At 63.6% G+C, this 8977-nt stretch carries 6 protein-coding genes and 1 pseudogene; 4 read left to right on the top strand and 3 right to left on the bottom strand.

Annotated features, from left to right (window positions below):
- Positions 1–138: 138 nt before the first annotated feature.
- Entirely contained in the window at positions 139–1965 is a 1827-nt protein-coding gene (gene glmS / locus ABSG20_RS23270; protein WP_423866862.1) for a glutamine--fructose-6-phosphate transaminase (isomerizing), read from the bottom strand.
- A gap of 141 nt (positions 1966–2106) precedes the next feature.
- Positions 2107–3462: a bifunctional UDP-N-acetylglucosamine diphosphorylase/glucosamine-1-phosphate N-acetyltransferase GlmU gene (gene glmU, locus ABSG20_RS23275; RefSeq protein WP_423866863.1), complete on the bottom strand. Its 1356-nt coding sequence runs from the start codon at positions 3460–3462 to the stop codon at positions 2107–2109.
- 173 nt (positions 3463–3635) lie between these two features.
- Here glmU and ABSG20_RS23280 point away from each other — a divergent pair, with 173 nt between their 5' ends.
- A complete protein-coding gene (locus tag ABSG20_RS23280; protein WP_423866864.1) occupies positions 3636–5294 on the top strand; it encodes a hypothetical protein in 1659 nt (552 codons plus the stop codon).
- 121 nt (positions 5295–5415) lie between these two features.
- A complete protein-coding gene (locus ABSG20_RS23285) occupies positions 5416–5796 on the top strand; it encodes a hypothetical protein (protein ID WP_423866865.1) in 381 nt (126 codons plus the stop codon).
- Here ABSG20_RS23285 and ABSG20_RS23290 read toward each other — a convergent pair.
- A complete protein-coding gene (locus tag ABSG20_RS23290) occupies positions 5756–7381 on the bottom strand; it encodes a glycoside hydrolase family 17 protein (RefSeq protein WP_423866866.1) in 1626 nt (541 codons plus the stop codon). The genes ABSG20_RS23285 and ABSG20_RS23290 overlap by 41 nt on opposite strands.
- A gap of 246 nt (positions 7382–7627) precedes the next feature.
- Here ABSG20_RS23290 and ABSG20_RS23295 point away from each other — a divergent pair, with 246 nt between their 5' ends.
- Positions 7628–8194, top strand: a complete 567-nt coding sequence (locus tag ABSG20_RS23295) for a beta-1-3, beta-1-6-glucan biosynthesis protein (RefSeq protein WP_423866867.1) — start codon at positions 7628–7630, stop codon at positions 8192–8194.
- Between the two features lie 185 nt (positions 8195–8379).
- Positions 8380–8977 (top strand): annotated as a pseudogene (locus ABSG20_RS23300) (glycosyl transferase family 2); the annotation flags it as partial.

Raw genomic sequence — 8977 nt, forward strand, 5'->3', positions numbered from 1 at the left:
TGGGCCGGGGGCACGGGAGGCAAATCGTCGCGGTTCATGGGGGTTCCAGGTCGGTCCGGCTGCTATTGTTATATGCGAGCTAGGCTCTTCTAGCAGATTATTGAAGACCTGAAGGGATCAAGCAACCTCGACAGTATGCTATTCGACGGTGACCGATTTCGCCAGATTTCTGGGCTGGTCGACATCGGTGCCCATGATGACCGCGGTATGGTAGGCCAACAGCTGCACCGGAATGGCATAGACCATCGGTGTGAACGATGCGTCCATGTCGGGCAGCACGATCGTGACCAGCGATTCGATGGTCGCTTCCGCCGCACCCTTGGCGTCGGTCATCAGGATGATGCCGCCGCCGCGGGCCGCGACTTCCTGCATGTTGGAGACGGTTTTCTCGAATACCCGGTCGAACGGCGCAATCACCACCACCGGCATGTTCTCGTCGATCAGCGCGATCGGCCCGTGCTTGAGTTCGCCGGCGGCATAGCCTTCGGCGTGGATGTAGGAGATTTCCTTCAGCTTAAGCGCGCCTTCCAGTGCCAGGGGATAGCTGGTGCCGCGGCCGAGATAGAGCACGTCCTTGCATTTGGCGATGTCGCGCGCCAGTTTCTCGATCTGCGGTTCGGTGGCAAGGGCCGCGGCCATCAGGCGGGGAATTTCCACAAGGCCATGAACGAGTTTTGCCTCGTCCGCTTCCGACAATTCGCCCCGCGCGGTGCCCGCGGCGACCGCGAGCGCGGCCAGCACCATCAATTGACAGGTAAAAGCCTTGGTGGAGGCGACCCCGATTTCCGGCCCGGCCAGCGTCGGCAGCACGGTCTCGCTCTCGCGCGCGATCGTCGATGTCGGCACGTTGACCACGGAGAGCGTGTGCACGCCCTGCGCCTTGGCATAGCGCAGCGCGGCCAGCGTATCGGCGGTCTCGCCGGATTGCGAAATGAAGATCGCCAGATCGCCCTTGCGCAAGGGCGCTTCGCGGTAGCGGAATTCGGAGGCGACGTCGAGTTCGACCGGGAGGCGCGCCAGCCGTTCGAACCAGTATTTGCCGATATAACCGGCGTAGCTTGCGGTGCCGCATGCCGTGATCGAAATCCGCTGGATGTCGCTGAAGTCGAACGGCAATTGCAGCGGCAGCGCCACCCGTTCGGTCGCCATGTTGACGTAGCGCGCCAGCGTGTGGCCGACCACCTCGGGCTGTTCGTGAATTTCCTTGGCCATGAAATGGCGATAATTTGCCTTGTCGACCAGCGACGTCGCGGCGGTGTGCTTGATCGCGTCGCGATGGGCGACCGCATTGTTCCGGTCGTAGATGACAGCGCCCTGGCGCGTCAGCACGACCCAGTCGCCATCCTCCAGATAAGCGATGGTGTCGGTAAACGGACCCAGCGCAATGGCATCCGAGCCCAGATACATCTCGCCCTTGCCATAGCCGATGGCGAGCGGCGGCCCATTGCGCGCGCCGATCATCAGATCGTCGTCGCCTGCGAAAATAAACCCCAGTGCGAACGCACCCCGAAGTTGCGACAGCGACGCCTTGACCGCCTCGACCGGAGTGATGCCCTTGGCAAGATAGCTGTCGACGAGGTGCAAAACGATCTCGGTGTCGGTTTCCGTTTTGAAGACCGCCCCCTCGTCCTGAAGCTTTTGGCGTAACTCGCGGAAATTCTCGATGATCCCATTGTGAACCACGGCGAGGCGAGCGGTGGCATGCGGATGGGCGTTGTTCTCGGTCGGCTTGCCGTGCGTAGCCCAGCGCGTATGTCCGAGCCCGGTATGGCCCGCCAGCGGCTCGGCCCGCAATCGCAACTCGAGATTTTTAAGCTTGCCTTCGGCGCGGCGGCGATCGAGATGATCGCCTTCGATGGTTGCGACCCCGGCGGAATCGTAGCCGCGATATTCAAGTCTCTTGAGCGAGTCCACCAGCTGTTCTGCGACCGGGCCGCGCCCGAGAATGCCGACAATGCCGCACATACGGATCAATATCCCCAAATTGTCGAAAGATGGTCAAAATCCAACAGGCCTGTCTTAACGAGAACGCCGGATGATCAGATACTCAATAATTATTGCGGATTGCGACAGGGTTAAGCGGAAAGCTTAACGACGTCCGTGGCATCAGCCCTGCTTCGGCTCGCCGCGGGTCTTCATCTCGCGGTATCGCGCCGCGCCGCCTTCGCGGTTGGTCTGCTGGCCGCGCTCGACCGCCAGCGCATTGTCGGGCACGTCCCGCGTAATCACCGATCCCGAACCGACATAGGCGGCGTTGCCGATTTTCACCGGCGCCACCAGCGACGAATTGGTGCCGATAAAGGCGCCGACGCCGATGGTAGTGCGGTGTTTGGAAAAACCGTCATAGTTGCAGGTGATGCTGCCGGCGCCTATATTGGTGTTGGCGCCGATATGGGCATCGCCGATGTAGCTGAGATGATTGACCTTGACGCCCGCTTCCAGCACCGCGGCTTTGGTCTCGACGAAATTGCCGATCTTGGCGCCGTCGCCGAGCAAGGTCCCCGGCCTCAGGCGCGCATAGGGGCCGACCGACGCATTCCTGCCGATCGACGACTGCACGATGTGGGAAAACGAATGGATCACCGCGCCGTCGGATATCGAGACACCGGGACCGATCACCACGAAAGGTTCGATGGTGACGTCGTTGCCGAAGGTGGTATCGGCGGCGAGGTAGATGGTTTCGGGCGCGATCATCGTCACGCCGGCCTCCAGCGCCGCCGTGCGCAGCCGCGCCTGCATAATCTGCTCGGCCTCGGCGAGCTGGGCCTTGGTGTTGATGCCACGCACCTCTTCTCCGCTGGTTTCGATCACGGCGGTCTCCCATCCCAGTTCTCGAACGATTGCCACGGCATCGACCAGATAATATTCGGCCTTGCTGTTGGAATTGCCGATTTTTTCGATGATTTGCAGCGCCCGGTGGCCATCGAACGCCATCACGCCGGCATTGCAAAGCGTGATCGCGCGCTCCGCAGGCGAGGCGTCGGCATGCTCGCGGATCGCCCGGAGCTCACCGCCCTCGACCAGGAGCCGGCCGTAGCCGGTTGGATCGGCGGCCCGAAAGCCCAGCACGGCCAGTGCCGCGCCGTTTTTCAAGGCGGCGCGCAGCCGCTCGAAGGTCGCGGCCGAAATCAGCGGCGTATCGCCGAACACCACCAGCAGATCGTCCGCGCCGCCAATAATCGCCTCGCGGGCGGCGAGCACGGCGTGCGCAGTGCCGAGACGCTCGCGCTGAATGAAGGTCGTGGCGTCCGGGCGCAGGCGTCTGATCTCTGCCGCGACAGGTTGGTGATCCGGCCCGATCACCACGGCGAGCGCCGCCCCGGCTCCGCTGGGGGACGCGCCCAGCACATGCGCCAGCATCGATTGGCCGGCAACGGGATGCAGGACCTTCGGGATCGAAGAGCGCATGCGCGTGCCCTCGCCGGCGGCAAGGACGATCGTGAGGCTGGTTCGAGCGGTCATCCGGTTCCCTGGATTGGCTGCGGGCGGGGCGCGTTCGCCGTCTTAGAGGGTTTTCCCCAAGCTTGGAAACGTGTTTCGTCTCCGCAACGCGCCAGGTTGAGGTTGATGTCGCATTTACTGTTAATGTTTACCGGCCTGATTCGGATCGGGCCCCAGGAGCGCTGATAAGTCGTATGGCAAGGCAATCCGACCATCTGCCCGGCGGGTTCGAAACTCAAAATACCGGCGGCTTTTTGACCGGTATTTTGGCCGAAGAGCCGGTTTTCGACCGGCGCACATTGTTGCGGCTCGCGATGTGGGCCGTCGTGGCGGTTGCCGCTGTCACCGCCGCGATGCTCGCCAGCCAGTCCTCGATGTCATCGCCGCGCGACACGGTCGCGGCCGCCGATCTGGCGCGACAGGCGCAGCAAATCGAGAGGCTTGCCAACGAAAGTCAGAATGAGATGCGGCGGCTGACCGCCGCGATCGATACCCTCAATGCGGACCGCGACCGGCTATACTCGCGTGTCACCGCTCTGGAGCAAGGGCTGGATTCAGCGACGGGGGCGCTGGTGCGGCAAAACCCTGCCGCGGCATCGCCGCAGGCTGCCGCAACGCGGCCGCCTTCGACCGAAACGCCGCAGGTCCTGGCGCCTGCCCAGCCGGTGTCCCCGACGGCCGCCACCGCCAAATCGGCAATGAACCCGGCGACGCCGCAAAACGCTGCGGCAGCACCGCCGCAAGCTGCCGCGCCGGCGGCCGCGACGGTGGAACCAGGCTCGGCGTCGCCAAGTCCGGTGCCTGCCCCGCCGGTGTCCTCGGCGGTATCCGCGGCCACGAAAGCCATGGCTAGCGCCATGGCTCGGCAAATCACCGCGAACTCGTCATCGCAAGCCGCGGCGCCGGCTTCGGCGACGGTGGAACCGGCACCGGCCTCGCAAGGTCCGGCGCCTGCCCCGCCAGCGTCCCCGATGGCGAACACGAGCGGAAAGTCGATAACAGGGGTTATCGTCCGGTCAAACACGGCGGCCGCGTCGCCGCCGGCCGCGGCGACCGAGCCGCCATCGGTGTCGCAAAGCCCGGCGGCAACCGCCCAGCCGGCGTCCCCTGGAGCGGCGACAGCTGAGAAAAAAGCCGAGAAGCTGCCTGTGGACGGCGCCGGACAAGCCGCCGTGCCGGTCTGGTCCGCTGCGCCAGCAGCGGCCAATACGCCGCCGGCGCCGTCGGCGGCGCCGCCGCCGCTGATGGCAGTGAAATCGATCCTGGCCCCCCCGGATGCGGCGGCCTCGAAATTGATCGAACCGGAGAAACCAGCCGATGCCGCGGAGCCGGCACCGGAAGTGGTTGGATCGGTGTCCACGGAACCGGATCCATCCGGGACGACGCCTGGCAAACTCGCGGTCAAGCGAACTGAATTTGGGGTCGACGTCGGTGGCGCGAGTTCGGTCGGCGGCCTGCGCGCCCTGTGGCGCGGTCTTCTCAAGTCGAATTCGGCGCTGGCAAAGCTCGATCCGATCATCGTGATCAAGGAAGGCAGCGGCGGATTAGGTATGCAGCTGCGGCTGGTCGCCGGCCCGCTCGACGACGCCGCCGCGGCGGCCAAAATCTGCGCCGCCCTGGCCGAAAGCGAGCGGACCTGCGCGCCGACGGTTTTCGATGGTCAGCGCCTCGCCGTTGCCGTGAAGGCCGACGAGCCGCTGCCCATCGAAGCCAAGGCCCCCGCCCCGGGCGCCGCCCCCAAGCCTGCGGCACACAAGAAGAACGGTTACCGGCGCGGCCAAAATGGCCAAAATGACGAGCCGGCGAAAAAGCAGGAAGGTCCGACGCTATCCTCGTTGTTCGGCCGGCGGTAGAGCCGAAGTTCAGAAGAAGGTTAGATATTCCAATGTGTAAGGAGGAGATTTTCATCCGTCCTGGCAGCGCTGGCCCGTGCGCGGCTTGTTCTCGCAGGGAATCCCGGCCATAATTCATGAGATGAAAAAGACCGCGTTCCGGTTGACGCCCTACCAGGTGCAATGGCTGCTGGTGGTCGGGTTCTCGACCATCGGCTGCGCGCTCTATCTGCGTTATCTGGCGATTGAGTTCTCGACGGTGGCGCTGGCCTGCGACGGCGGTCTGCGGAGCCTGCTGTGCGAAACCCGCCTGCTTGCTACTTACTTGTTCAAGAATTGGGTGTTTGGCGCGGTTGCTCTGATCATCGCTGCGCTGAACGTGATCCGGCCGTCGATCGTTTTGCTGACGCTTGGTCTGATCGCTGCCGGGTTCGGGATCGTGCTCTATAATATCGGCCTGTCGGGTATTGCGATCGGACTGCTCATTTTGGGATTTGCCCGGCCCGCGCCCGCCACAGCGTGACCGCAAGCAGAAAATAGGCCGCGCAGGTCCACAGCGATTGCCAGTTGTCGGAGCCTTCATTGAAGACCGTGTAGAGCGCCGCCCCCGCCAAAAGGCCGGCAAACAGCGCTTCGGCGATCGGGCGCACGCCCTCCTTCGGGCGGTTGAGCAACATCAGGGTCGCAAACGGCAGCACCGCCATGGTCAGGGCGGCAAAAGGAAAATCGCGGTAGCGGGGGTCGAACACGAAGCCGAGCGCGGTCTCGGCTGATATCAGCGTGGTCACGATCAGTGCGGCTCCCAGAATCATTGCCGGCGCGGACTGGTCTCTGCCATCGCGGGGGCCGAGCAGCTCCAGGAAGGTCGGCAGCGCCCGCCCCGACATCAGGGCGTTGGCGCCCACTAACGGCGAGACGATACCGGCCAGCAGCAACGCGCCCCAGTGCAGCCAGCCTGCAAAGCCGTAACTTTCGTAGAGCATCTTGTCGGCGGCAACCCCGAGCAGGATGCCGGCCGTGGTCGCCGATAGTCCGACCGCAATCCAGGAGGCAAGCCGCGGCGTCCATGGCCGGCGGCGCAGCGTCAGCCAGGCCGCGCCGAACACCAGAATGCTCAATGCCATGCCGCCGCCCATTTGCAGCTTCCACGACGGATAGTTGCTGATCGCCTCATTGGGCGGATATTTCAGCTGCCGCCGCACGGCATCGAAGAGGCCCCAATTGCCGCCGACCGTCCCCTCGAGCTGACGCTTCCACGGCTGGTCATAGGCCTCGATCAGATTGACGCGAAAGTTTTCCCGTTTCGCCAGATCGAGAATTTCGGAGACGACGCGCGCCTGGTTGGTGCGCGAGGGCAGCGCCCCTTCGCGCATCCGGCCCGCGCTCGGCCAGCCGGTTTCTCCGATCAGGATTTCCTTGCCGGGGAATGCCACCGCCATCTTCTTGCGGATGTCATCGACATGGGAGGCGGCGTATTTGGCGCGGATCGGGTAATCTTCCCAATAAGGAAGAATGTGGATGGTGACAAAATCGACGGCGTCATAGACTTCCCGATTGCGAAGCCAGTATTCCCAGACATCGGCATAGGTGATCGGAACGGACACCTGCGGTTTGACCGAGCGGATGGTGGCGGCCAGGTCGGAGGTCGTCATCTCACCGCGCAGCAATACCTCGTTGCCGACGACCACGGCGGTGATGACGTCAGGATATTGCCTGGTGAGGCCGACCACGGTCGCAATCTGCGCCAGGTTTTTCAGCCGGTTGCTGCCGAGCCATATGCCCTGTATGACTTTGAGCCCGACCTTGGCCGCCAAGGCGGGGACCTGGTCGAGGCCGTTTTCGATCGAATAGGTGCGCACGCAATCCGATATTTTGGCGAGTTGCGCCAGATCCTCGGCGATCTGTTCCGCGTCAACATGGGTGGTCGGCGAAAGCGGCGTCTGCGCGCCGCGAAAGGGCGCGTAGGACACGCATAACAGCTTGGCGTTGGGATCGATCGGCGCGCGCGCCAGCTTGATGGGTGTGGACAGCCACCACCACGCCGCAACGATCGCCCCGAGGGATATGACGAGAAGCGCCAGTGGCGTGCGAAAAGAAATCGGTTCCATCCTCCGGGCGGACCGCCTCGCATAGCTGGTCGGACGCGATCTGCCAAGACCGGGTACGCGGCCAGCCCCCTTTGGCTTTACCACGACATGATAAAGTTGTGAGTTTGCTGGACAAAATCAGAAATCTCCGTCATGGGAATTCACCTGAAGTCTCCGCCGCATTGGGGACCTAATTAGGCCGCATCACACCAGCCCATCCGGACGGGCACGAGCCATCCGGAAGGCAGGAAACGAGTCGGGGAATTTATGCGTCGACGGCTGCTTCAGCTTCAAATTTCGTTTTTGCGCCACCTCGCTGTCCCCGCAACTGCACTGATGATTGGACTAGGAAGCGCTCTGGCGCAGAGCGGCGACCAGCACGCCCCGGATCAATCCGGCAAGCCGGCTTCGACAAATTCGGCCTCGCCGGCGGAGGCGGCCAAGGACGCTCAGCACAAGACCGACGAATTCGTCGAGGCGGCGCAGGCGATCAACGGTCCGGCCGGAAACCCGGAATGCGTCTGGCTTGGCCGCCGGGTGGTGGTCTTGATGTATCGCGACGACCTCGACACCGCGTTTCGCCATCTCGATCTCTACGACCGGTTCGGTTGCCCCGGCGGTCACGTCCAGGCGGCCTTTCGTTGCCTGACGCGCTTCTTCAGCGCGATCGATCCCAAGGTGCCCGACAGCCTGACCGGGCACGTCCATACCTGCTGGATCAATCCGGCGGCGCAACCGCAGACCACCGTGGCCGCCCAACCCGCCACCTCAGCGACGTCGGGCGCCTCGCCGCCGGCCTCCGCGCCAGCGGCTGCAGCGGCGCCGGGCAAATAATCCTGATTCTGCCGGCACCGCGCGAATTTTGCTGCTTACCAGTATTCGCGTCGTAAAACTCCACGACGCCGTAAGAGCGTTGTTCAAAACGCGGGGCAGAGATATGCTCGTATCTCCGCTGACTCGGTCGGATCTCGGGGACGGATCCGCTTCCCTGCCATTTTGCCCCCTTTGGTTTAATCGCGATGCGCGCCGTCGTCGCCGTTCTGGTGCTTGTGGCTGCCGTTCACGCCGCCAAAAGCAGCAGGCGCCCGATTTCAAGGGCATCCTGCAGAGCGTATCCTACGCGCCGTTCGAGGGCACCTCGCATCCCGACGTCGATAATATTCCGAACAGCGAGCGCATCCGCGCCGACATGAAGAAACTGGCGCCGCTGACGCGGGCGATCCGACTTTATTCGTCGACCGGCGGCGTCGAACTGGTGCCCCCGATTGCCAACGAGTTCGGCATCAAGGTCACGGTCGGCGCCTGGATCGACAAGAATGCCGATCGCAACGAACGCGAGATTGCCGCGGCCATCGATCTCGCCAAGCTCAACAGCAATGTGATCGCCATCGTGGTCGGCAACGAGACGGTCTATCGCGGCGAGCAGAAGGTCGAGGACCTGATCGAGCTGATCAAGCGGGTCAAGACCGCGGTCAATGGCCGGGTGCCGGTCACCACAGGTGAAATCTGGAATATCTGGCGCGACAATCCGGAGCTCGGTTCTTCCGTCGATTTCATCGCCGCGCACGTCTTGCCTTACTGGGAAAACTTCACCGACAAGCAGGCGGTGGACCAGGC

The sequence above is a fragment of the Bradyrhizobium sp. genome (assembly GCF_049512235.1).
Taxonomy (GTDB): domain Bacteria; phylum Pseudomonadota; class Alphaproteobacteria; order Rhizobiales; family Xanthobacteraceae; genus Bradyrhizobium.

Excerpts from the sequence above, each read along its gene's own strand:
- glmS (WP_423866862.1), bottom strand. The coding sequence starts at position 1,965 with ATGTGCGGCATTGTCGGCATTCTCGGGCGCGGCCCGGTCGCAGAACAG.
- glmU (WP_423866863.1), bottom strand. The coding sequence starts at position 3,462 with ATGACCGCTCGAACCAGCCTCACGATCGTCCTTGCCGCCGGCGAGGGC.
- ABSG20_RS23295 (WP_423866867.1), top strand. The coding sequence starts at position 7,628 with ATGCGTCGACGGCTGCTTCAGCTTCAAATTTCGTTTTTGCGCCACCTC.
- ABSG20_RS23280 (WP_423866864.1), top strand. The coding sequence starts at position 3,636 with ATGGCAAGGCAATCCGACCATCTGCCCGGCGGGTTCGAAACTCAAAAT.
- ABSG20_RS23285 (WP_423866865.1), top strand. The coding sequence starts at position 5,416 with ATGAAAAAGACCGCGTTCCGGTTGACGCCCTACCAGGTGCAATGGCTG.
- ABSG20_RS23290 (WP_423866866.1), bottom strand. The coding sequence starts at position 7,381 with ATGGAACCGATTTCTTTTCGCACGCCACTGGCGCTTCTCGTCATATCC.